General features: G+C 59.5%; 24 protein-coding genes. 11 read left to right on the top strand and 13 right to left on the bottom strand.

The genetic code is table 11. The annotated features are described in order from the left end of the window. Positions 1 to 2: 2 nt before the first annotated feature. Both EOD43_RS06765 and EOD43_RS06760 read left to right on the top strand, forming a co-directional pair. Positions 3 to 1,277, top strand: a complete 1,275-nt coding sequence (locus EOD43_RS06765; RefSeq protein ID WP_127742300.1) for a ComEC/Rec2 family competence protein — start codon at positions 3 to 5, stop codon at positions 1,275 to 1,277. 3 nt (positions 1,278 to 1,280) lie between these two features. Then, positions 1,281 to 2,108: an LOG family protein gene (locus EOD43_RS06760; protein WP_127742298.1), complete on the top strand. Its 828-nt coding sequence runs from the start codon at positions 1,281 to 1,283 to the stop codon at positions 2,106 to 2,108. Positions 2,109 to 2,154: 46 nt separating this feature from the next. Here EOD43_RS06760 and cysE read toward each other — a convergent pair whose 3' ends face one another. From cysE to EOD43_RS06730, 6 genes are all read right to left on the bottom strand, one after another. Beyond that, positions 2,155 to 2,955, bottom strand: a complete 801-nt coding sequence (gene cysE / locus EOD43_RS06755; protein ID WP_127742296.1) for a serine O-acetyltransferase — start codon at positions 2,953 to 2,955, stop codon at positions 2,155 to 2,157. A gap of 90 nt (positions 2,956 to 3,045) precedes the next feature. Then, complete coding sequence (locus EOD43_RS06750) at positions 3,046 to 3,348, bottom strand: EthD family reductase (protein ID WP_127742294.1); 303 nt, start codon at positions 3,346 to 3,348, stop codon at positions 3,046 to 3,048. Beyond that, positions 3,345 to 3,776: an acyl-CoA thioesterase gene (locus EOD43_RS06745; protein ID WP_240653109.1), complete on the bottom strand. Its 432-nt coding sequence runs from the start codon at positions 3,774 to 3,776 to the stop codon at positions 3,345 to 3,347. Before EOD43_RS06745 ends, EOD43_RS06750 begins: the two co-directional genes overlap by 4 nt. Then, complete coding sequence (locus tag EOD43_RS06740; protein ID WP_127742291.1) at positions 3,769 to 5,058, bottom strand: dihydrolipoamide acetyltransferase family protein; 1,290 nt, start codon at positions 5,056 to 5,058, stop codon at positions 3,769 to 3,771. Before EOD43_RS06740 ends, EOD43_RS06745 begins: the two co-directional genes overlap by 8 nt. 10 nt (positions 5,059 to 5,068) lie before the next feature. Next, positions 5,069 to 7,042, bottom strand: coding sequence for an alpha-ketoacid dehydrogenase subunit alpha/beta (locus tag EOD43_RS06735; protein ID WP_240653108.1), 1,974 nt, complete (start codon positions 7,040 to 7,042; stop codon positions 5,069 to 5,071). 119 nt (positions 7,043 to 7,161) lie between these two features. Next, entirely contained in the window at positions 7,162 to 8,364 is a 1,203-nt protein-coding gene (locus EOD43_RS06730) for an amino acid aminotransferase (protein ID WP_127742287.1), read from the bottom strand. 111 nt (positions 8,365 to 8,475) lie between these two features. On the opposite strand from EOD43_RS06730, the gene EOD43_RS06725 reads away from it, so the two are divergent. Next, on the top strand, positions 8,476 to 8,958 hold the full coding sequence (locus EOD43_RS06725) for an Lrp/AsnC family transcriptional regulator (RefSeq protein ID WP_127742285.1): 483 nt from the start codon (positions 8,476 to 8,478) through the stop codon (positions 8,956 to 8,958). Positions 8,959 to 9,041: 83 nt separating this feature from the next. Here the strand turns inward: EOD43_RS06725 and EOD43_RS06720 are convergent, their stop codons facing one another. The 4 genes from EOD43_RS06720 to paaG form a co-directional block, all read right to left on the bottom strand. Beyond that, positions 9,042 to 9,434 carry a hypothetical protein gene (locus EOD43_RS06720; RefSeq protein WP_127742283.1) on the bottom strand — a complete coding sequence of 131 codons (393 nt, stop codon included), beginning with the start codon at positions 9,432 to 9,434 and terminating at the stop codon, positions 9,042 to 9,044. 121 nt (positions 9,435 to 9,555) lie between these two features. Further along, positions 9,556 to 10,143, bottom strand: a complete 588-nt coding sequence (locus EOD43_RS06715) for a TetR/AcrR family transcriptional regulator (protein ID WP_127742281.1) — start codon at positions 10,141 to 10,143, stop codon at positions 9,556 to 9,558. Positions 10,144 to 10,232: 89 nt separating this feature from the next. Next, on the bottom strand, positions 10,233 to 12,257 hold the full coding sequence (gene paaZ, locus EOD43_RS06710) for a phenylacetic acid degradation bifunctional protein PaaZ (RefSeq protein WP_127742279.1): 2,025 nt from the start codon (positions 12,255 to 12,257) through the stop codon (positions 10,233 to 10,235). A 28-nt stretch (positions 12,258 to 12,285) separates the two neighbouring features. Then, positions 12,286 to 13,074 (bottom strand): 2-(1,2-epoxy-1,2-dihydrophenyl)acetyl-CoA isomerase PaaG, encoded by a 789-nt coding sequence (gene paaG / locus EOD43_RS06705; protein ID WP_127742277.1) that lies wholly within the window; start codon positions 13,072 to 13,074, stop codon positions 12,286 to 12,288. Between the two features lie 92 nt (positions 13,075 to 13,166). On the opposite strand from paaG, the gene EOD43_RS06700 reads away from it, so the two are divergent. Genes EOD43_RS06700 through EOD43_RS06665 form a run of 8 tightly spaced genes read left to right on the top strand, consistent with a single transcriptional unit; the run spans position 13,167 to position 20,059 of the window. Continuing rightward, positions 13,167 to 14,624: a 3-hydroxyacyl-CoA dehydrogenase NAD-binding domain-containing protein gene (locus EOD43_RS06700; protein WP_127742275.1), complete on the top strand. Its 1,458-nt coding sequence runs from the start codon at positions 13,167 to 13,169 to the stop codon at positions 14,622 to 14,624. After that, positions 14,621 to 15,067, top strand: coding sequence for a hydroxyphenylacetyl-CoA thioesterase PaaI (gene paaI / locus EOD43_RS06695; RefSeq protein ID WP_127742273.1), 447 nt, complete (start codon positions 14,621 to 14,623; stop codon positions 15,065 to 15,067). The genes EOD43_RS06700 and paaI overlap by 4 nt, the downstream gene beginning before the upstream one ends. Positions 15,068 to 15,071: 4 nt before the next feature. Beyond that, entirely contained in the window at positions 15,072 to 16,274 is a 1,203-nt protein-coding gene (gene pcaF, locus EOD43_RS06690) for a 3-oxoadipyl-CoA thiolase (RefSeq protein ID WP_127742271.1), read from the top strand. Positions 16,275 to 16,332: 58 nt separating this feature from the next. After that, positions 16,333 to 17,325, top strand: a complete 993-nt coding sequence (gene paaA, locus EOD43_RS06685; protein ID WP_127742269.1) for a 1,2-phenylacetyl-CoA epoxidase subunit PaaA — start codon at positions 16,333 to 16,335, stop codon at positions 17,323 to 17,325. A gap of 24 nt (positions 17,326 to 17,349) precedes the next feature. Further along, on the top strand, positions 17,350 to 17,634 hold the full coding sequence (gene paaB, locus EOD43_RS06680) for a 1,2-phenylacetyl-CoA epoxidase subunit PaaB (RefSeq protein ID WP_127742267.1): 285 nt from the start codon (positions 17,350 to 17,352) through the stop codon (positions 17,632 to 17,634). After that, the gene (gene paaC, locus EOD43_RS06675; protein ID WP_127742264.1) at positions 17,634 to 18,482 is read left to right on the top strand and encodes a 1,2-phenylacetyl-CoA epoxidase subunit PaaC; all 849 of its coding nucleotides are present in this window, start codon (positions 17,634 to 17,636) and stop codon (positions 18,480 to 18,482) included. The genes paaB and paaC overlap by 1 nt, the downstream gene beginning before the upstream one ends. 5 nt (positions 18,483 to 18,487) lie before the next feature. Then, entirely contained in the window at positions 18,488 to 18,976 is a 489-nt protein-coding gene (paaD, locus tag EOD43_RS06670; RefSeq protein ID WP_127742262.1) for a 1,2-phenylacetyl-CoA epoxidase subunit PaaD, read from the top strand. Positions 18,977 to 18,985: 9 nt separating this feature from the next. After that, positions 18,986 to 20,059 carry a 2Fe-2S iron-sulfur cluster-binding protein gene (locus EOD43_RS06665; protein WP_127742260.1) on the top strand — a complete coding sequence of 358 codons (1,074 nt, stop codon included), beginning with the start codon at positions 18,986 to 18,988 and terminating at the stop codon, positions 20,057 to 20,059. A gap of 19 nt (positions 20,060 to 20,078) precedes the next feature. Here EOD43_RS06665 and EOD43_RS06660 read toward each other — a convergent pair whose 3' ends face one another. The 3 genes from EOD43_RS06660 to EOD43_RS06650 form a co-directional block, all read right to left on the bottom strand. Continuing rightward, entirely contained in the window at positions 20,079 to 21,008 is a 930-nt protein-coding gene (locus EOD43_RS06660; protein WP_127742258.1) for a LysR family transcriptional regulator, read from the bottom strand. After that, a complete protein-coding gene (locus tag EOD43_RS06655; RefSeq protein ID WP_127742256.1) occupies positions 20,983 to 21,894 on the bottom strand; it encodes a TauD/TfdA dioxygenase family protein in 912 nt (303 codons plus the stop codon). Before EOD43_RS06655 ends, EOD43_RS06660 begins: the two co-directional genes overlap by 26 nt. Positions 21,895 to 21,979: 85 nt before the next feature. Continuing rightward, positions 21,980 to 22,924 (bottom strand): LysR family transcriptional regulator, encoded by a 945-nt coding sequence (locus EOD43_RS06650; RefSeq protein ID WP_127742255.1) that lies wholly within the window; start codon positions 22,922 to 22,924, stop codon positions 21,980 to 21,982. Between the last annotated feature and the right edge of the window lie 123 nt (positions 22,925 to 23,047).

Raw genomic sequence — 23,047 nt, 5'->3', positions numbered from 1 at the left:
GTATGGAACTGAATCGCCGTGAGCTGATGCTCGGCAGTCTGGTCGGCCTAGGCCTTCAGACAGTGAAACCCGATCGGGCGTCAGCAACCACCGCCTACACCTTACCGGCCTGGACACCGGGGATGCTCGATATCCACCATATCGACACCGGCGTTGGCAACGCGACCTTCATCATGGGGCCGGACGGAACGACCATTCTCATCGACTGCGGTGCAACGCGAGGCGGCCCACCTGCCTCAACGCCGCTGCGCCCCAATGACACGCGAAGAGCGGGAGAATGGGTCGCGCGCTATGCGTTGCGCCATGCCCGCGCCGCCAAGCGCACCACGCTCGATTATATGATCGCCACCCACGTCCATCCTGACCATGTTGGCTCGCCAAAGGATGGGGATCCCAAAGCGCCTGAAGGATATGTCTTATCGGGTCTGAGCGAGGTCGATGCGCTCATGCCCGCAGATCTCGTCATCGATCGTGGCTTTCCAGATTATGACCCCCTGCCCCTGATCGATGCGCCTTTCGCAGCGAACCATTTCGCCTGGCTGACCGCGCGCCTGCAAAATGGGCGCAAAGTTCAGCACGTTGCCGTCGGCTCGAAAGAGCAACTCGTCAGCCGAACGCCCGGCGCCTTCACTGTGCGGTTCACAGGGGGCAACGGACGCGTTTGGAGCGGCGGCAATGGCCAATCCCGCGACCTGCTACCGCCGCGCCAGTCATGGACGCCCGAAGGCACGCCCGAAGAAAACCATATGTCGATCGCGCTGGTCCTCGAATATGGGCCCTTCCGGTATTTTACCGGCGGCGATCTTGTCGCTGACACACATGATGGCGCCATTCCCTGGCTCGATGTCGAAACACCGATCGCGCGCGCGACCGGCCAAGTCGACGTCGCGGCCGCCAATCATCACGGCTATTTTGACGCATGCTGGCCGGAATTTGCGCGCACGCTCGCGGCGGACACCTACGTCATTCAAGCTTGGCATGCGACGCATCCAGCAATGGCATCGCTACAGCGCATGGCCGATGCTTGGCGTGGTCGTCCCACCAAGGATGTCTTCATAACCCGCCTCGATCCGGCAAGCCGCGCCGTCAACGAACGCTTTGTGCCAAAGGTGAAGAGCACAGAGGGTCATGTCGTGGTGCGCGTCTCACCGGACGGCCATTACCGCACCTTCGTCACCGATAGCCGCGACGAAACTGACCAGCTCCGCTTCACCGGTGACATCAAAGCCTCCAAGCGCCTGCAGACGCATGCGCCTTTCCCTTCAATCGGGCGATGACCAATGACCAATCAATTTCGCAAGAATGACAGCCCGCGCCACGAGCGTGCCGCAACCACCCCGGGCGCCCCGCCGGCTCTTTCCACGTATGAATTGGCACACCGAGATCTCAATTTCCTCGAGCGCGACGAGTTAAGGTCGCTTCGCTTTCAACTTGAATTGCTCAAGCCCGAAATGCTCCTCGATGATGCCAAGATTGAATCCACATTCGTCATCTATGGCTCTGCCAGAACGCCCGTGACGGATCCCCGCCGCACCGCGGACAATCAACGCTCCCATTATGAGGAAGCCCGGGCCCTTGCCCGCCTTGCCAGCAGCGTGCCTGAAGGTGAGGACGGCAGCAGGAATTTCGTGGTCTGTTCGGGCGGAGGCCCATCGATCATGGAAGCCGCCAACCGCGGTGCAGCCGACGTTGGCCGCGCATCGATAGGCCTCAACATCGTGCTGCCTTTCGAGCAGATACCCAATGCGTTCGTCACCCCCGAGCTAAGCTTCCAATTCCACTATTTCCCACTGCGCAAAATGCATTTCATCCTGCGCGCCAAGGCTGTGGCCGTCTTCCCTGGGGGCTTTGGGACGCTCGATGAGCTTTTCGACATTCTGACCCTGATGCAGACGGGAAAGATGCCAGTCGTGCCCGTGCTCCTGTTCGATCAGAGCTTCTGGAAGCAGGTCATCAACTTCAACACGCTCGTCGATGCGGGCATGATCGCAGCGCGTGACCTCGAGCTGTTTCAGTTCGTCTCTTCGGCCGAAGAGGCCTGGGATCGCGTCCAAAGCTTCTATGACGCAAACCCCGAACCTTTGTGGCACCGCCGTGCGCCAGCTTAGCGCATAGTCGACATCATCGTTCGTCGTTCACGGCTCCCCGCGACAATCAAATATGTTGGTCCATGCTTGCTGCTGGGGCTTCAACACTCCCATGTATACGAACGACTTGCGCCGGCACGCCAGCAACCGTGCAGCGCGCTGGCACATCCTTGAGCACAACGCTTCCAGCCGCGATCTTACTGAACGCACCAATTTCGATATTCCCGATCACCTTCGCGCCCGCGCCGATCATGACGCCACGCCGGACTTTGGGGTGCCGGTCACCCAAGATTTTCCCACTACCGCCCAGGGTAACGTTCTGGAGGATCGACACATCGTCTTCGACGACGGCCGTCTCCCCGATCACAACGCCCGCTCCATGATCGAGCATGATCCCGCCACCGATCCGCGCTCCGGGGTGAATATCTGGCCCTAAGGTGAGCGAGACGCGGCCAGAGATCCACGACGCAAGCTCGCTACGTTGCTCGGTCCAAAGCCGATGGGCAACTTTGTGGGCCTGCAGAGCCCGGAACCCCTTATAGTGGAGGAGTGCGTGCAAATAAGTGGTGCACGCCGGATCACGATCGCGAACAGCTTGAAGGTCTCGAACCAACGTTGCCGCAATGGCCGGGTCAGACAAAGCTTCAGCCAATATGTCGTGAAATGCGGTCTCATCCATCTCGGCGATGCGCAGATCACGTACCAAGATAGCAGCGAGAGCCTCCGGCAAAGAAGGGCGCTCGATGATGAGCGACTGGAGCAACTGTCGTAGCAGGGGCTCTTTGGCCCCCAATTGCTGGGCCTCTGCGCCGATGGTTTCCCATAAGCCAAGCTGCGAAGCTTTTGCCAAATGCTGCTGCACCGTCATGTCGCGAACCCACCTATCGCCCCGGATGACGATAGAGCGGGTTCGCTTGGCATTTTAGCCTGGTTTATGCGCGTCCATCATAAGTGGAGCTTATTCGCTCGCCAGGACCAAGAGCGTCACAAGGTCCTTTGCAAACGTCATGAGGTCTTTGCCCGCGGCCCGGTTTTCAGGAGAGGCCATCGCCGCATCGAAGCGAGCGCGATCAGCGAAATGCATCTCGGCGACGAGAAAATAAGGCGCTTCGCCGAAGGGGCTACTGACATCACGAAAGACCTCCACCTTTTCCAGGTGAGGCACCTTTTGCATCAAGGGCAGATGGACCTGCTCATAATGGGTGAGGAATGCCACCTCGACCGAGGGCCGCTTATACAGAGCGACAAGTTTTATCGTCATGTCCCGCTTTCATTGCTGGGTGTCGAATGTGATGGTTCGGGCAACGGTGTGGGTCGCCCATCGTCGCCGATCGCAACAAAGGTAAAGGCGGCCTCGGTCACCTTCTCAGCCGCATTGCGATGCAAAGGCCGACGCCACGCCTCCACCTCGATCGTCAGCGACGTACGCCCCGTACGGCCTAGGACCGCGTAGACGGAGACCTCATCACCAACCTTCACCGGCTTTAGGAAGGTCATGGAATCAACCGCGATCGTCGCCACACGGCTCTCAGCGCGCCGGGCTGCTACGTTGCTCGCAGCCAAATCCATCTGACACATCAACCAACCGCCGAAGATATCCCCCGAAGGATTGGTATCTGCCGGCATCGCAATCACCCGCACGGCAGCCAGATCCTGTGGTGGCTGCTGGTCCATTTTGGCTTCAACCATCGGTGGGCCAGTTTTCGATCACCTCGACAAAGCGCGACAGCCAACCATTGGTCTGGTGTCCGTCCACCACCCGATGATCGATGGTCAGCGAGACATAGCAAAGCGGCCGGACTTGGATGGTGTCGATCCCATCGACCTCACGCACGACGACACGCTTCTCGGTCTTCCCAATCCCCAAAATGGCAGATTGGGGCTGATTGATGATGATCGGCGATGCGAAAAGTGAGCCCGAGACGCCGTGATTAGAGATGGTGAAAGTGCCACCCCGCATGTCGGCCGGCGTGAGCTTATTGCCGCGGGCACGATCCACCATCTCGGTCAGCCGCTTCGCGATACCAAGCAGCGACAGCTCCTGGCATTTCGAGACGACCGGTACGACCAGGCCCTTGTCGCCAAGCGCGGTACCAATGCCGATGTTGACGTCGTCAAAGATATCCAAGCGATCATCAAACCAGCGGCTATTGATCGCTGGCGCCGCCTTCATCGCTGCCACGCAGGCGGCGATGAAATAGGCCGTAAAGGTCAGGTTCGCACCATCGGCGGCAAAAGCAGCCTTATGCTTCTTGCGGTGCGCCATGATCGCGGTGAAATCGCACTCGAACATGGCGGTCACGTGCGGCGCCACGGTCACACTGTTGAGCATGTTTTGCGCGATCGCCAAACGCATCCGGTCGTGTGGAACCGAGCGGACCCCGCCAACGGCAAGCGGCACCTCTTCGCGCGCCACCGGCACTGAGGCAGGCTTCGGGACAATTGGAGCCACCTCGATGACCGGCGCAACCGCTGGAGTGGCCGCGCGGTTGGCAACAGCCTTGTCGACGTCCGCGCGGGTAATACGGCCGCCTTTGCCCGTACCGCGAATGGTGACAGGTTCAATATTATGGGTCTTCACCGCGCGACGCACCGCAGGAGACAGGGCTGAGACAACAGCATTATCTTCCAATGGCTCAGTCGATGAGGATGCCGGGGCCAAGCTTGCCCCCTCAGGCGTAGCCCCAGCATCCCCCGAGGCGTCGGAGAATTGGCCAGACGCCAACGCCTCGTCACCGATCCGCAGGCGGCCGAGCAGAGCGCCAGGCTCAGCCTCCGCGTCGGATTGCAGTAAGATTTCCGCGATTACGCCAGCGCCAGGTGCTGGCACTTCCTGCGTAACCTTGTCGGTCTCGAGTTCAACCAGAGGATCATTTTCCTCGACCCGCTCACCGACTTTCCGGAGCCAATTCCGGACGATCGCTTTGGTGCCCTCCTGCTCGATGGGCACAAGAATATCGATATATCCCATCTTCCCCGCCTCAGAACGCGATCAGTTCGTCGATCTTGGCGCGAATGCGCTCGACCGATGGCACTGCCCAATCGAGCAGCAGCGGATTATGCGGGCTGGGAATATCGGGCATGGTCACGCGCGCCACCGGCGCATCGAGGTCCATGAAGGCCTCATCCGCAACCACGGCCGCAATCTCAGCGCCAAAACCCGCCGTCTGGAGATCCTCGTGAACGATGAGGCAGCGCCGGGTCCGCCGAACGGACTCGAGCACGGCTTCACGGTCCCACGGCATCAAGGTGCGCAGGTCAATGACATCGGCCGAAATATGCTCAGCGGCATCCTCGCAGCGAGGCACCATCGCGCCCCACGTGACAATGGTGATGTCATTGCCGCGCTTGGTGAACTTGGCCTTGCCAAAAGGCAGCACGAAATCGTCACCGGGATAGGGACGGCGCGCCCAAGCCAGGTCGAGCAGGTTGCGATGTTCGAAGAAAATGACGGGGTCATTGCCACGCATCGAGGCGCGAAGCAGACCAACCGCATCCTCAGCGTTGGACGGCACAGCCACCTTCCAGCCGGGATTATGCACGAACGCGACCTCGTTGGTCTGGCTGTGCCAAGGATCACCGCACTTGAAGAAGCCGCCGGGGATGCGGACGACCATTGGGGCTGCAAAGCGATTATTCGTGCGCCACCGCATCGTGCCGCAATCGTTGATCTGCTCGGTGGCAGGCTCGGCATATTTGCGGAACTGGATTTCCGGCACAGGCATCAACCCCGCCATCGCCATGCCGACAGCACGACCGATAATCCCCTCTTCCGACAACGAGGTGTCGAAGACGCGGCTCGTCCCAAACTTTTCCTGCAGGCCAAGGGTTACGGCGTGAACACCGCCCTTGGGCCCGATATCCTCACCGAACAAAACGACCTTCTCGTTGATGGTCAGCTCATGATCGAGCGTGCGACGGATCGCCGTCACCATATTGATCCGCTGCCCTTCGGGTTTGGGCTCCTCGGTCGCCACAGGTGCGACATAGCCATGCAGCGCCATTCCGCCTTCGGCCTGCATCTCACCTTCGAAAAAGACGTTCTTGAGAACGCTTTCTGGCTGCGAGATAGGACGTGCCTTAGCTTCAACACAGGCGGCTTCGGCGGTCTCCTTGGCATCGGCCTGGAGACCATCCCATTCGGCCTCGCTCAGCACGGCCGGGACGAGATAAGATTTGAGCTTGGGCAGCGGGTCGCGTGCCCATTCAGACTCGACAAATTCTGGCGATTTATAGGTCTGAGTATCTTGGAAACTGTGGCCCTGCAGACGCGGCACAGTCAGGCGCAGCATCGCAGGTGCGCGCTGCTCTCGGACGTAGGTCGTTGCCTCGTCGACAAGACGCGCGGCCTCTGCTGGATCGGTGCCATCGCCTGAGAAGATCTCAAGGCCCTTCCAACTCGCCAGATTGGCCGCAATATTGCCGCCAGGGGTCTGGAAGGTCGACGGCACCGAAATGCCAAAGCCATTATCCTCGATGTAAAATAGCATCGGCAGCTTCTGAGTGGTCGCGATCGTCAGCGCGGCCCAAAAGCCGTTAGATGCAACCGATCCGTCACCGCCCAAAACGACAGCAAGCGCCTGGTCGTAAGCAGGATCTTTCACGACGGTGCGATAATATTCGATCGCCTGCGCCCAGCCGGCCGTCGGCGTATATTGCGCCCCCACGCCACCACACATCGGAAGCGCCGATGCGCCGGTTGGATTAGGGAAGTTGAAAACGACACCGATGTCGCGGCCATCTGAATAGCCACCAGCACGCCCCATCGCTGAACCGAGCGCATCGGCCACATTCACGCCCAGCGCGAGCAAAAGGGGGCGCGACCGATAATAACCACAGCTCGCATCCTGGGGATTATCGAGACGACAACCGAGCAGGATCTGCCCCATGTCATGGCCGCGTGCCGAGAACTGGTAGAGCACCTCTTTTTCAGGGACGAGGCGCGTTTCCTCCATTTCGTCGAGCGCCCGCGACAGATGGACGAGATAGGCTACACGCTTCCAATCGACATTATCGTCGGGCGCGTTGCGGCGGTCAGCCTTGAGAGCAGAAGCTGGCATTTTATTTCCTGAGATCAGCGCAGCGACGCAAGGGCGTCGACAAAGGCGGGAACAGCGTCGGGTGTAAGGCCGGCAATGTTGATGCGGCCCGAAGGAGGCATGTAGATGCCGCGCTCTTCACGAAGGCGAGCGACCTGCTGCGGGGTTAGCGGCAGGGTTGAAAACATTCCCTGCTGGCCCTTGAGCGGGGCCAGCGCGGGGTCAGCCGCGGCGAGAAGGTCACGAACGCTGCGAATGCGCTCACGCATCTCTGTCAGTTCCGCCTTCCAATCTTCGGTCAGCGCTGGATCTGTAAGAATGACGCGTACAACCGCCGCCCCATGATCGGGTGGCATCGACCAATTGGCCCGCGCGAGTGACAGCAGGTTGGATTGAACAATCGCAGCCGTGTCCGCGGTTCGCGACAGGGCGTAGAGAGCACCAACCCGTTCGCGATAGAGCCCGAAATTCTTGTCACAGGAATAAGCCAACAGGCCTTCACCCACGACATCCAGAACGATCCGGACGCCCTGAGCATCCTCATCAAGCCCACGCCCCAAGCCCTGATAGGCCAGATCAATCAGAGGCAGGATACCGCGGTCGCGCATGACGACCGCTAGGGCCTGCCATTGGGCAGCATCAAAATCCGCGCCCACCGGATTGTGGCAGCAACCATGAAGCAAGGCGACATCGCCCCGCTTCGCCTGATTGAACGTCTCCAACGCCTGAGCGAAGTTTAGTCGCTGGCTGGGGACATCGAAATGCTCATAAGGCGCCAGCTCAAGTCCGGCTGCCTTCAGGATGGGATGATGGTTCGGCCAGGTTGGTTCGCCCAGAAGGATACGTGCTTGCGGATTGAGCCGCGCAATAAGCTCGGCAGCTAGGCGCAGTGCGCCCGTACCACCTGGCGTTTGAAGGCCAGTGAGACGATCAGCATGGTCGGTGGCGCCAAAGATGATCGGCTTGAGAGCCTCAAAGAAACCCGCATCGCCCTCAGGCCCAAGATAACCCTTGCTCTCTTGCTCCTCGAGCAAACGCCGCTCAGCCTCCTTGACGGCACGCATCACCGGCGTGCGCCCTTCAAGGTCGCGATAAACCCCAACACCGACGTCGATTTTGCCGGTCCTGGGATCGTTTCGGAATGCCCCGATCAGCGCGAGAAGCGCGTCGGCAGGCTGCGGCGCGAGCGCCTCAAATAGGCTGGAGGACCCGCGGTCCAAAACGGCATCGTTGAGCATGATTGCGCCACCTTTCTTCGGTGACATTTGTAGCTCACGAAAGTGGTTCGCGCTTTTCAATATGAGTGATAATTGAACCGATATCGATACGATCCATTCTCGGAGAGCGACATGGAGAATAATTTATTTCACGCTGCCACACTCGATCCACTGGACCGTCGAATCCTCCGCGTGCTGCAGCGTCGAGGCGATATCAGTCAGGCTGATTTGGCCCTTGAGGTTGCGGCATCGCCCGCCTCCTGCTGGCGGCGCATCAAGGCTCTTGAAGCGGCTGATGTCCTGCTCGAGCATGTCCGCTTGGTTGACCCTTACAAAGTGGGCCGAGGCCTCGACGTTGTCTGCCAGGTCCGACTGAAATCCCACGAACCTGAGGTACGCGCTCGATTTGAGACATTCATCCAAACCCAGGATCAGGTGCTCGAGTGCCTCTCAATGTCTGGTGAATGGGATTATCTTCTTAGGGTCGTTGCCGGCGACGTTCGCGAATATGAGACATTCCTCATGCGCGACCTCCTCGGGCACCCAAGTGTCGGTACGTCTGCCTCAAACTTTGCCCTGGCTCGGGTCAAATATTCGACGTCGATCCCGGTTTGACGCTTGGGGATGCGAGCCCATCATAATGACATTCGGTCGAGACATCTCATCAGGCAATCTCGAGCGCGTCGAGCGCGGGCTGGTCATCGCCGGCTCAAAACGTCGGACTGGGATCCAAGAAGGATATCGTCGAGCCAGGCGTTTGCAGCGCCCAGATCATCAAAGATTTTAAGCTCGATCCCGTCGAAAATTCTACGCAATTGCCGACCAGCCAGTGCGCTAGCATTCACCAAAGCGAACGCCGACTTACGCGGGCTTTGCAATACAAGCTGGCGCAGAGCCAGCACGACGTCCTGGCTCTGAATCTGCGCTGGCGAAACATCGTAAAGGAGCTGATGTGCACCGCCATTGGCGGGCAGCCTTTTGCGTGCTCGCTCCAAATCCTCGGCAAATTTCTCAACGTCAGCTAGACTAGCAAAGCCTCTCAACGTCACATGCAACCGATTTCGGTGCGGCAGTGCTTCCACCTCAAACATGCAGCATCGCTCCCGTGAAAGGCTCTTACTGGCCTCGCATGATATTAAAATAGTCCGTATGGACGGTCAAATAATGGCAGCCAGATCGCTATTGCGGCCATCCAAACCTCCAACAGGAGAGTTAGAGCCCCTTTTCGGGCATGATGAGTGCTGCGACCATATCGGCAAGATCGTCAGGAGAAACAGCGCCCATCGGGTCAAACCAGGTATGCGTCCAGTTGATCATGCCAAAAAAGAGCATGGTCAGCGCCCGCAAACGCGCCTTGTCTTTTGGCGCTGTTGGGAGGCCCGAGAGCAAATCCTGCACTGTGTCGATGATCAACCGCTGTTTGCGGATGATGGCACCGCGCCGCGGTTCCGGCAGATTGATCAGCTCATTCAAGAGCACCTTCTGGCGATCAACCGCGCCGATATAATGGCGCATGAAAGCGTGCGCGAGTTGAGAGACCTTCTCGCCATTGCTGACATTGCTGCTGGTTACCGCGTCAACATCCTCGACAAGCTGGTCGAGGTGCGACGTCATCACCTCGTAGAGCAAATCCTCTTTCGATGGGAAATAATGGTAGAGGAGCGACTTGGACACTTTGCAAGCGCCAGCAAGCTCGATCATCGAGGCGCCTTGGAAGCCAGCTCGAGCGAATAAGGCCGCTGCCTGGTCCAGCATTGCTTCGCGGCGTTCGCCATAATCGGCCGCCTGCGTCCGTGCCATGCGCCTCTATCACTCCTGTGCAATCCTTCGATCACGCAAGCTTTAGAGGCTCGGCGCCGATCCGTCACGTCCGGCGCCGAGATAGGTCCTCACATCGCGTTCATCGTAAGCAGATCGTAGGTTGCACACAGCTCATCAGCCGCATCGGTGATTGCGACGGCCCAGCGGACCTCACCATATTCGTCATTGCGCTGTGCTTTCGATTTGACCGTGAGCGACACCTTGATCGCTTCGCCAGGAGACACGGGCCTAACGAAACGCAGACCCTCCAGCCCGTAATTGGCCAGAACGGGACCAGGTGCCGGATCGACAAACAGCCCGGCCGCAAAAGAGAGCAGCAAATAGCCGTGCGCGACGCGGCCGGGGAAGAAGGGGTTAGCAGCAGCAGCCTCCTCATCCATATGCGCGTAGAAGGTATCACCCGTGAACTCAGCGAAATGCTCAATATCTTCGAGCGTCACCGTGCGCGAGGCGGTGTTGAGCGTATAGCCGATCGCCAATTCACCAAAGCGTTGGCGGAAGGGGTGAACATCTCCCTCCGACTGCGGCGAACCTGGCAGCCACTGGCTCACAACCCCCGACAGCAGGCGAGGATTACCCTGCAATGCGGAGCGCTGCATATAATGTTTGACGCCGCGCACACCGCCCATCTCTTCACCGCCACCGGCCCGTCCGGGGCCTCCGTGGATCAGCATGGGAAGCGGCGAGCCGTGCCCGGTCGATTCCTTAGCGCTATCGCGATCGATAAAGACGATGCGGCCGTGGAAGGCGGCGGCGCCAAGAACGAAATCACGAGCAACCTGAGGGTCATAGGTGAAGACTGACAGCGCCAAGCTGCCCTTACCGCGATTAGCGAGCGCGATCGCGTCATCGAGGTCGCGATATGGCATAAGCGTCGACACCGGGCCGAAAGCTTCGACATCATGGACGAGATCGCTGCCCCAAGGATCATCGGTGCGAAACAAAAGCGGCGACATGAACGCACCATCGGCCGCCTTTGCCCCGGTCAGCGCCACATGGTCGATATCGCCAAAAACGAGCGCTGCCTGACGCGATACGAGCCGCGCCTTTTCACGCACATCGTCGCGCTGCTGCTGGCTGACCAATGCCCCCATTGAGACGCCCTCAACCTGAGGATTGCCGACAACCACCTTCGAGAGCCGGACGATCAGCGCGGCCTGCACGGCATTGAGTAGCTTGGCCGGCACAAAGGCACGGCGAATGGCCGTACATTTCTGTCCAGCTTTGACCGTCATTTCGCGTGCGACCTCTTTGACAAACAGGTCGAACTCGGGGCTGTCAGGGGTCGCATCGGGGCCAAGGATGGAAGCGTTGAGCGAATCCCGTTCCGCCACGAAACGCACGGACTCGCGTTGGATCACGGGATGCGATTGAAGCTTGATGGCAGTCGCCGCCGATCCAGTGAACGATACGACATCCTGACAACCAAGATGATCGAACATGTCGGCGGTAGGTTCAAGCAAGAGCTGGATCGCTCCTGCCGGAAGAACCCCCGCCTCGATCATGATGCGGAATGCGGCTTCAGCGACGTAGCCCGTCGAACCCGCCGGTTTGATGATCGCCGGCACACCCGCCAGGAGCGTAGGCCCAAGCTTTTCCAGCATGCCCCAGACAGGGAAGTTGAAGGCGTTGATATGGATCGCAGCGCCGTGCAGCGACGTATAGACGTGCTGACCGATAAAGGTGCCGCGCTTGCCGATCGGCTCATGCGCACCATCGATAAGAATGACATCATCGGGGAGTTCGCGTCGCCCTTTAGAGGCAGTTGTGAACAGGGTGCCAGCACCGCCCTCAATATCGATCCAGCTATCACCCTGTGTGGCGCCCGTTGCCCAGGACAAAGCGTAGAGTTCGTCTTTGCGCGCCATGATCGCGGTCGCGAGCGCCTTGATCATCCGAGCACGCGCATGAAAAGTCATAGCGCGCAGTGCCGGTCCACCGACGTTGCGGGCATGGTCGAGCATCGCCTTGAAGTCGATGCCCTTGCTTCCCAAACGGGCAACGACCTCGCCGGTTATCGCGGAACGAACGTCCGTCAGGTCGCCTGTAGCCTCAGTCCAGGTATCCGCCGCATAATTGAGAAGCGTCGTCATCGCGCAGTCCTTTTTGAATCGAGATGTGTCAGCGGCCGGTGAAGTTCGGCGGGCGCTTGGCGGTGAAGGCAGCGACACCTTCCTGATAATCGTGGCTGAACCCCAGTTCGCGCATCACATCACGCTCGAGGTCGAGTTCGGCATCGAGCGAATGGAGCCAAGAGGATCGGATCAGCGATTTGGTGCGCGCGAGCCCTCGGGTTGGCCCCTTGGCAAATCGCGTTGCCAGACCGGCCACTTCGGCGTCCAAGGCCTCATCGTCGACACAGCGCCAGATCAAGCCCCATTCTTGAGCCTTCTCAGCCGACAAAGGCTCTCCCGTCAGCGCCAGCCCAAGCGCGCGCGCCTGCCCGACCAGCCGGGGCAAAATCCAGGTGCCTCCGGAATCTGGGATCAGCCCGATATTGGCAAAAGACTGGATGAACTTGGCGCTGCGCGCCGCGATCACGATGTCACAGGCAAGCGCGATATTTGCGCCAGCACCTGCCGCCACCCCATTTACCGCGGCGATGACAGGCATACGCAGCCGGGTCAGGCGGCGGATGAGCGGCGCATAATAGAGCTCCACCGACTCCCCCAGATCCACGGGCTCACCTCCAGGCGCCACCGCCCGGTCGCCAAGGTCCTGGCCCGCGCAAAAGCCTCGCCCAGCACCGGTGAGCACGAGCGTGCGCACATTATGATCATCATCAATGCGATCGATCGCACGCGCGACCTCGGCGTGCATGGCAACGGTAAAGCTGTTGAGCCGATCAGGACGGTTGAGGGTCAGACGCGCAACACCATCAGCGACATCCAGCTTGATCGTTTCGAACATCCCAATCCCTCATTTCCAGGCTGTATTTATTAATAGACTGCCCGGTCAGACAATTATTGGCAACCCGATATTTTCGGGTTAGTCGAGCGCTCATGGAGATTCGCACCACCCATCCGATCGCGGTCGTCGGCGCTGGCACTATGGGGGCAGGAATAGCCCAAGTGGCAGCAACGGTTGGCCATCCTGTCACCGTCGTGGATCAGGATCCCGCAGCACTCAGCCGAGGTCGGGCGTCCGTGAAGGCCGCTCTCGACACAGCGGTTGCTAAGCGCCGACTGGAGCCTGCCGCACGCGACGAGATTGAAGCGCGGATCACATGGTCAACGGAGCTTACGCAGGTCGCTCGCAAATCGCTGGTGATCGAAGCTATCGTCGAAAAGCTCGACGCCAAACAGCATCTCATCGGCACGATCGCGCGCGTCGCATTGTGCAACATGCCTATCGCAAGCAACACCTCGTCGTTGGGGATCGGCGAACTGGCTCAAGCCCTCGCCACACCAGATCGCTTCTTAGGCCTTCATTTCTTCAATCCAGTGCCGGCAATGAAGCTCGTCGAGGTAATTGCAGGCCCCAAAACTAGCCAAACTGTCATTGCTGCGATGGTCAATCTCATGCTCGCTTGGGGCAAGCATCCGGTGGTTGTCCGCGACGTGCCGGGCTTCATCGTCAACCGTGTGGCTCGCCCATATTATGGCGAGGGCTTTGCGGCCGTGGATGACGGAATTGCACCGGCGACAGTCGACGCAGCCATGACCGGTGCCGGCGGCTTTCGTATGGGGCCATTAGGGCTGGCGGATATGATCGGCCACGACGTCAACTTCACCGTCGCATGCTCGGTCCATGACGCTTATGCTGGCCGGACCCGATTTCGCCCACAAAAAGCTCAGCGCGCCTTGGTTGAGGCGGGGCGCCTTGGCTGCAAATCAGGCCTTGGCGTCTATGATCACGGGAAAAAGCTGCCTGTAGCTGATTTTGCCGAGCCAGCCTTAGCACCAGTAGAAATCGCGCTTTGCGTCCTAGACCTTCTCGCTCCCCTTGGCGCTGAAGCACGTGCCGCCAAGATTGCCGTCGTCAATGACCCAACGCTCGAACCCGACATGATCCGTATCGGGGATAGCGTCATGGCGCTGGGCGATGGGCGACGGTTCGACCAAAGGCCTGGCGTTGATATTCTTATCGATCATGTGCGGGACTTTGCCACTGCCACCACATGCGTAATTAGCGCGCGATCCCCAACCCATGCGATGGCGGCGACAGGGCTCCTCCAAGCGATCGGTCGCAGGGTTGTGATCGTACCTGATCGTGCCGGCCAGGTCGTGCTGCGCACCTTGGCCCAGCTCGCTAACGCTGCTGCGGATGCCGAGATAGACGAGGTGGCAGATGCCAATGGCATCGACGAGGCCATGCTACATGGCGCTAATCATCCCGAGGGCCCGTTGGGATGGGCCCGACGCATTGGCCATGACCGAGTTCGAACCGCTCTGAGCAACATCGCCCACGCGGAAAAAGACTCGATGTACGAGCCCTCACCGTTTTTCGATCCTCGATGAGTTCGCCCATCCAAGACGCCGACCATCTAGCCCGCAATGTCGCCGACGCGATGCTAGAGCGCGAAGGCACAGCGTCCAACTGGGGCCTTGTGATCGAGACGGCAAAAGTCGGCTATGCGCGGGTGCGCATGGTGCTTCGCGCCGACATGCTCAATGGCCACCGAACGGCACATGGCGGCATGATCTTCGCGCTGGCAGACACCGCGTTCGCTTATGCCTGCAATAGCCGCAACCAGATCACCGTCGCGCAGCAAGCCTCCATCCATTTTCTAGCACCAGCCCATGAAGGCGATGTGTTGATTGCTGAAGCCTATGAGGACGCCGTTATCGGCCGCTCGGGCTCCTACCGGGTCGACGTCCGCACGAAGGCCGGTCGACCCATTGCATATTTCCAAGGACTGTCCCGCACGATCGGCGGAGCAATCCTCCCTCTTGAGGAGTAGCCCTGTGGCCGAAGCCTTTATCTGTGATGCGATCCGCACTCCCATCGGCCGTTACGCTGGGTCCATTGCGGGCATCCGAGCCGATGATCTCGCTGCCATCCCGCTGCGCGCGCTTCGCGAACGCAATAGCGGCATCGACTGGAGCGCACTCGATGACATCTTGATGGGGTGCGCAAACCAAGCCGGCGAGGACAATCGCAACGTCGCCCGTATGGCGGCCCTGCTCGCTGGCCTTGGGACAACCGCGCCCGGCACGACAATTAATCGCCTGTGCGGCTCGGGCATGGACGCCGTTGCTTATGCCGCGCGCGCGATCAAAGCGGGCGAAGCTGATTTCATCGTTGCGGGCGGCGTTGAGAGCATGAGCCGAGCCCCGTTCGTCATGCCAAAAGCTGAGACCGCCTTTGCGCGTGCCAATGCGGTCTATGACACCACCATCGGCTGGCGCTTCGTCAACAAGCAGCTGAAGGCTGAGTTCGGCATCGATTCAATGCCTGAAACGGCCGAAAATGTCGCTCAGGATTTCGGGATTAGCCGAGAGGATCAGGACCGCTTTGCCGTTGAGAGCCAGCGCCGCGCCGCTGCTGCACAAGCAAGCGGACGCTTCGATGCTGAGATTGTTGCGGTGCCAGTGCCCCAGAAAAAGGGCGACCCGCTGCTGATCACACGCGATGAGCATCCGCGCGAAACCAATGTCGATGCGCTTGCAAAGCTTAAGCCGATCGTCCGTGCTGACGGCACCATCACGGCTGGTAATGCCTCAGGGGTGAATGATGGCGCGGCGGCTGTCATCATTGCCAGCGAGGAGGCCGTTCGCCGCCACGGCCTGACACCTCGCGCGCGCGTTCTCGGCACAGCCGTCGCGGGCGTTGAGCCTAGGATCATGGGCATCGGCCCCGCCCCTGCATCCGAACGCCTTATGGCGCGGCTAGGCCTTACGATCAGCGAGTTCGACCTGATCGAGCTGAACGAAGCTTTTGCGGCACAAGGCCTCGCTGTGCTGCGCCAACTCGGCCTTCCCGATGATGCGGACCACGTAAATCCCAATGGCGGCGCCATTGCGTTGGGCCATCCGCTTGGCATGTCAGGGGCCCGGCTTGTTCTGACAGCGACCGAAGAGCTTCAGCGCCGCCAAGCGACGCGAGCCATTTGCACGATGTGCATTGGTGTCGGCCAAGGCATCGCTCTGGCGATTGAGCGTGTTTGATATTAATTGACCGTACGGTCGGTCTATTTTATATAGCGGGCAACGACAGGAGAGTTGGATGTACACGACCGAACTCGGGAAGGCCGATTCCAAGGCCCCCGTCCCGCTGGTGCAGGAAGATCCAGAGCTGCTGGCAGCCTTCGAGGCTCGCGTCGCGGCCGATGATTTTATCGAACCCAAAGACTGGATGCCGGACGCCTATCGTAAAACGCTCGTTCGCCAGATTTCCCAGCATGCCCATAGCGAAATTGTCGGCATGCTACCGGAAGGCAATTGGCTCACCCGTGCGCCGTCGCTGCGCCGCAAAGCCGTGTTGCTGGCCAAGGTGCAGGATGAGGGCGGTCACGGTCTGTATCTCTACTGCGCAGCCGAAACCCTGGGCACGAGCCGTGAGGACATGATCGACGCTCTGCATAGCGGCAAAGCGAAGTACAGCACGATCTTCAACTACCCGACGCTCACGTGGGCCGACATTGGTGCGATTGGTTGGTTGGTCGATGGCGCGGCCATCATGAACCAAGTGCCGCTGCAGCGGACCTCTTATGGCCCCTATGCGCGCGCAATGGTGAAGGTCTGCAAGGAAGAGAGCTTCCACCAGCGCCAGGGCTACGAGATCATGATGGCTATGGCCAATGGCACGCCTGAACAAAAGGCGATGGCGCAAGACGCACTCAACCGTTGGTGGTGGCCGTCGCTGATGATGTTTGGTCCGCCGGACGCCAATTCCCCCAATTCTGCCCAGAGCTTCCGCTGGCGCATCAAGCGCGACAGCAATGACGATCTGCGTCAAAAGTTCGTCGATATCACCGTGCCCCAGGCGGACTATCTGGGCCTTACGGTTCCCGACCCTGCCGTTACGTGGAACGAGGTGAAGGGCGGATATGACTTTGGCGAAGTCGACTGGGAAGAATTCTACGCCGTGGTGCGTGGCGAAGGCCCAACGGCCAAAGAGCGTCTGAAGGCGCGCCGCGAAGCCTGGGACAACGGTGCGTGGGTTCGCGAAGCCGCTGACGCGCACGAGGCGAAGCGGCGCGCTCGCTTGGCTGCCTGACGAAAATCAAAAGGTGATAGGACGATGAGCCACGATTGGCCTCTCTGGGAAGTATTCATTCGCTCTAAGGGCGGTCTTAGCCACAAGCATGTAGGCTCAGTTCATGCACCTGATGCGGTGCTGGCAGTACGCCACGCTCGAGACGTCTACACACGTCGCTTGGAAGGCGTGAGCCTATGGGTCGTGAAGTCGAGCGACATCGTCGCATCGGATCCGGCTCAAGCTGGTCCACTGTTCGAGCCGGCGGAAAGCAAGATCTATCGGCATCCGACCTTCTACGACATCCCCGACGTCGTGACGCACATCTGATGACGCCCTCCCTTCCCACGATCCAGCCGGATGCCGTCGCTGCGGCCGAAAAGGCCGCGCACGGCGGTAGCTTTGCCGCTGGCGAGCCCACCGCATCACATCCTGCGCTGTTTGATTATCTGCTGCGCCTGGGCGACGACAGCCTGATCCTTGGCCAACGGCTTACGGAATGGTGCGGCCATGCCCCCATTTTGGAGGTCGATCTAAGTCTCGCCAATATCGGCCTCGACTTGATCGGCCAGGCGACTTTTTTCCTCGACCTTGCTGGCGAGGTTGAGGGCAAAGGCCGCGACGGTGACAAGTTAGCTTTCCATCGAGACGTACTGGCTTTCCGCAACTGCCTGCTCGTCGAGCAACCCAATGGCGACTTTGCCCAGACGATGGCGCGCCAGTTTCTTTTCTCCACAGCGCAGTTGGCCCTTTTCGAGGGCCTCGCCAGTTCGACTGATCCGCATATTGCTGCGATCGCTGCCAAGGCCGTCAAAGAGATCGCTTATCACGCCGAGCTATCCGCTGACTGGGTAATCCGACTGGGCGACGGAACCGACGAAAGCCGCGGCCGCATGGTCGAAGGGCTCGATTGGTTCTGGCGCTTTGTCGACGAGATGTTCGACATGGATCCGAGTGAGCAGGCGCTCGCTGATTTAGGGATCGCCGTTGATCGCGCAGCCCTGCGCCAACGCTTCGATGCTACAATCAATCGGGTTCTGCGTGATGCCACCCTCCCCCTGCCCGAATATCCTCGTGGTGTGAAAGGCGGCCGGGTCGGTCATCACAGCGAGCATCTGGGTCATTTGCTGGCGACGATGCAATATCTGCCACGCACCTATCCGGACGCTGTTTGGTAAGAGCGATGCAGGCGATCGACGCCACCATCTCGGCCCGCATCATGGCGGTGCTCGATAGCGTGCCTGACCCTGAGATCCCCGCGGTCTCAGTCACGGACCTAGGCATTGTGAGGGGCTTACGCGATACGCCTCCCACGGTGCTGGTGACCCCGACTTATACGGGGTGCCCTGCTACGCTTGCGATCGAGGCTTCGATCCGCTGCGCGCTCGATGAGGCTGGCTTCCAATATGTGGGCATTGAGACGGTTCTCGCGCCGGCTTGGTCGACCGATTGGATATCTGATCGAGGCCGTGCACGCTTGCTCGATTATGGCATTGCCCCGCCGCCGCGCGGGAGTGGCGCCAATAGATTGCGCAGCGACGATCTCGTCACCTGCCCGCGTTGTGGGTCGCATCATACCCAAGAAGTTAGCCGCTTTGGATCCACACCCTGCAAGGCGCTGTGGCGCTGCCAGACGTGCCTGGAACCATTTGACCGTTTCAAATGTCACTGAGGAAATATCGTGTCCGCTGGCTTTCATACGCTCAAAATCCTCGACGTTCGCCGCGAGACCGACGACGCCATTTCCGTGACGTTAGAGCCCGCGGCTGACGCCCGCGGCGAGTTCGACTTCACGCCTGGCCAGCACCTCACCTTGCGAGCCGACATCGGTGGGGAAGATATACGTCGCAATTATTCGATTTGCGTCCCCCCAGGTGGAGACCTCAAGATCGGCATTAAGCGCTTGCCGGGCGGTGCTTTCTCGAGCTGGGCAATGGACGCTCTGAAACCCGGCGGCACACTCGAAGCCATGCCGCCAAGAGGCCATTTCACCTGGCAGTTCGATCCGGCAATTGCACGAACCTATCTGTGCTTTGCCGCAGGCTCAGGAATCACACCGATCCTTTCGCTCATCGAAACGGGCCTGACCATCGAGCCGCAGAGCCAGTTCACATTGCTCTATGGCAACCGTACGTCGAACTCGATCATGTTCCTGGAAGAGTTGGCCGCACTTAAGGATCGCTACCTCGGCCGGCTTCAGGTCTATCATTTCCTCACGGCCGAAGCCGATGATGTTGAGTTGTTCAATGGCCGCCTCGACGCGCGACGCATTGCCGAGACATTATCGTCGCTGGTAGATCCCAAAGCCGTCGACGTGGCCTTCATTTGCGGCCCAACAGCTATGATGGATGCCGCTGAAAGCGCGATGCTCGAAGCCGGAGTGCCGCAAGGCCAGGTCTTGGTCGAGCGCTTTACCGCGGATCGTCCTGATGCAGCGCAAGAGCAGGCTGAACGCGCCGCCGCGGAACGTGCCGAAGGACTGCGAATGCAGATCACCATCGATGGCCGTCGACGCCTGGTTGAGTTCCATGCCGATAAGGGCAGCATTTTGGAAAGTGCCCGCGAAGCAGGGCTCGCGGCTCCCTTCGCCTGTAAAGCAGGGGTCTGCGCAACCTGCCGGGCCAAACTGGTCGCAGGCGAGGTCCGAATGAAGACCAATTATGGTCTGAGCGCAGATGAGGTTGCGCAGGGTTATGTCTTGACCTGCCAGGCCGTTCCGCTGGGCGAAGGGGTTATGCTCGACTATGACGCTTAGTCACCGCCAGGCGAGGCCATCACCTTGCTATGCGGCGAGCTACGTCGATGAAATGCTGCACGATCTCTGGGACGCTCGAAGCATCCCAGGCGATCGCGAGGTCGATCGTCGCCGTTAGATCCTGAACCTGACGAAAGCAGACGTCTTTCCAGGGAAGACTTGCCGCCCATGCTGGAACGAAAGAGATCCCATCCCCTGCGCTGACCCGCGCTAGCGCGGTCAAAGTTGCGTCGGCGGCTTGGCTAGAGGCAAGATCCAATCGCGCTCGCTCAAGCTGGGCATCAACCTCTCCAAAGGCGTCACGCAGATCGCCCCGCGATATCCTGACAATCTTTTGCGGCCTTAAGTCGCGCAGCTGTAACAGCTCGACCCGCGCAAGCGGATGGTCGACGCGCATCGCGGCCACAAATGCCTCGCGGCGTAGAGTCTCGAGACGCAATGCCCCACCGTTGCGCGGCGGACGCAGCAAGGCGACGTTCAAAGCACCCGTTTCCACGGCGGTAACGAGCTGAGCGCTTTCCCTTGTTTCTATGTGGATCGCGGCCGTCGGATATCGCCGCCTGAACTCGCTCAAAACGGCGGGCAAAAACTCAAAGGCTGTTGGAAGAATAGCGCCGATTCGTATCGTGTTTGCGGCCTGCCCCGCTGCGGCACGCGCAGAGTCGATCGCACGTTCCAGCTTGATGAGAATCGCCTCGGAATCAGCCAAAAAAGCTCGTCCGGGTCCCGTTAGCAAAACTTTGCGGGTTGTTCGTTCGACCAATCGAAACCCGAGCCGAGCTTCCATATCTCGGATCAATTGGCTCAAGGCCGGCTGGGTCATGCCGAGCCGCTGCGCGGCCCGCCCAAAGTGCAACTCCTGCGCTAATGTTGTGAGCGCTTGGAGCTGTCGTATTTCGGGCGGGCGCGTGGCCGTCAAAGCATCAACACCGATAGAAAGGACGCTCACCGAGCGTCGTCGTGCGATGCATTATGCGCGTATGTCGCGCATCCCAGCCGTCTCTACGGTGCATGGTGCATCGGTTATCCCACATGACCATATCCCCATCCTGCCAGACCTGTTTGAACTGATATTGGGGTTGGCGGACATAACCAAAGAGCTCGTCTAGGAGCGAAGCGCTCTCGTCCAGAGGGAGGCCCACGATCCAGGTGCTTGCGCTTGGCAGGCCCAGATAAAGGCAATTGCGACCACTATCGCCATGCGTACGCACCATCGGGTGCCGCACATGCGCCCACAAACGGACATCGTCGGTGTCCGGCGCCGTATGGCCAGCCCGCACCCGGCCGGATCCGTCGAACACCGTCGTAAATTGGATCAGGCGCCCCTCGAGAATCCGGCGAATGCTGGCGGGGAGCTGATCATAAATCCCGTACATATCCGCAAAGAAGGTATCACCACCTTCTGGCGGCAGCTGGATCGCGTGCAGCAGAGCAGCGGCAGGCGGCTGCTCGTAAAACCAAGTGTCGGTGTGCCAATCGGCTTCATCATTGCCCATCGTGCCTGCAACTTTGCCGTCAACCTCAGCGTTGCTGATCACCAAGATCTCTTCATATTTGCCGTGCGCACCTTCCTCGCCCTTGAGCTGACGCGGATGCTTGACGAAATCGCCGAGCATGGCCGTGAACCGCACATGCTGCTCGTCGGTGAAATCATATCCGCGAAAGCGCACGACACCGTGATCTAGCCACGCCTGCCTAACTTGAGCAACGTCATGCTGATCGAGACGCTCGAAGTCGAAGCCCTCAATGTCAGCGCCAAAACCTGTGCTGAGAGGGGTGATTTGGATCGACGTTTCGACACGGGGGAACTGCGTGGCGGTGGCGGATCTGTTCATGACGATCTCCTGTCTCGGAAAAGTCGACAGTGCCACAGCTGTTCAAGTCAGATAAATTATTAGTCAGACGATTTAATAAGCTGTGTCAATGAATTTGAACCGCGCGAAAATGCTGCCCATTCTCCCCGGTTTGCTCAAATGCGATGGCCGCTTGTCGAGCGCTATCGATGCATGGCCCAACCACGTAGGGATTGGCGTTACGCTTGCGAACAGCTGCGATCTGCCACGGCAAAAACTCCTGAGCGATGTCGCAGATCGCAAGCCGGCCATCGACCAAAAGGCTCGCCGCAACCGCAACTGGAAGTGCGGTGACCCCCACCCCGCGACTGGCCAAATGTGCGCAGGCAGCCATCCCCAAACCAACGTCGATCCAGCGTGGTTGAAAAGCTTCCGCGCCGGCGATGTCGTGCCAGCGAAAATATTCGAGCATCTTTTCGTAGCGATAGCTGTTTCGGGGCGACCGAATGATCGGCAGGCGGGTGAGATCGGATATGTTCATCGCCCCGCTTGGCGGTAAAATCGCTGGTGACCCCAACCACTTAACCCCAAAATCGCAAATGTGATCGCTCACGAGCTCTGGGTCGGTAACAGGCTGCAAAACCAATGCGACGTCGATGTCGCCATTATGGAGCGCGGCCATAAGCTCGGTCAGTGAGCCCGTTCGAATACCGATATTGAGGGATGTGTGGGCTCTCAAATTCTGGAGGAACTCAGGCAACCACGACATCGCGATGACTTCGGTAACGCCGACATAGCCGGTGGTTGCAGCAGAAGCAGCATCACGTGCCTCCTCCTGCAGTTCCTTGGAAAGGATAACGATCGCTTCGCATTTGGCGAAAACCCGACGCCCTGCATTGGTGAGCTCAAAGGTCTTGCCGCTGCCACGATAGAGTTCTGTACCGAGCTCTCGTTGGAGAGCCGCCATTCGCATGGAAACGACCGGCTGGCTGACGCGGAGCCGCTTAGCCGCTTCTGAGAAATTGCGCAGCGTCGCGACCCAATAAAAGGTCTCTAAGAAACTTACATTCATGCCGGCGAGCTCCCTCGCGCCAGACTATAAGATAATTTGATTTTTCATGTAAATCTTTCATTCTTGATTATAATTTTGATCGAGCAGAGCCTCGTCATCGTGTCGTAACAAATGCGATGGGGG

Source organism: Sphingomonas crocodyli, from assembly GCF_004005865.1.
GTDB classification, from domain to species: Bacteria; Pseudomonadota; Alphaproteobacteria; order Sphingomonadales; family Sphingomonadaceae; genus Rhizorhabdus; species Rhizorhabdus crocodyli.
The sequence above is the reverse complement of the archived record's forward strand: the minus strand, read 5'-3'. Positions and strand labels throughout refer to the sequence as shown.